1 protein-coding gene is annotated in these 404 nt (G+C 55.4%); it reads left to right on the top strand.

Annotated elements, in window-relative coordinates; translation table 11 throughout:
• Nucleotides 1–404 (top strand): DUF1007 family protein (locus EN804_RS34925; protein WP_135922324.1); only part of this gene is annotated, 404 nt, incomplete at both ends.

Raw genomic sequence — 404 nt, 5'->3', positions numbered from 1 at the left:
CCGAAATCGGCAATACCGTGCTGGAATCGCTGGCCGAATATTCCTACTACACCTTCATCACCGCTGACGGGAAACCGGTGGAGTTCGGTAAACCCGACGCCATTCATGTGGATTACAAGGACCAGCAGATTCTGATGTTCTTTTCCGTGAAACCGCTCAAACCTCTGGCGGTAAAGGGCAGGCTCAGCTTTGGCGCGTGGGATCCGACGATGTACACGGCGATAGATTTCGCCAAGGACGGCGATATCGCCACCGAGGGCAAGGATTTGAAGGCCTGCAAGCAGCATGTGGTGCGCCCTGATCCGGACGAGGTGATCTCCCAGAACCAGAATACGATCACCGATGCCTTTTTCAACGATCCCACCGGTACAGACATGACCAAGCTCTTTGCCACGCGGCTGGAG

The organism is Mesorhizobium sp. M8A.F.Ca.ET.161.01.1.1, assembly GCF_004792105.1.
Lineage (GTDB): Bacteria > Pseudomonadota > Alphaproteobacteria > Rhizobiales > Rhizobiaceae > Mesorhizobium.
Note: the sequence above shows the minus strand (reverse complement) of the source record. Positions and strands in the feature narration are given on the sequence as shown.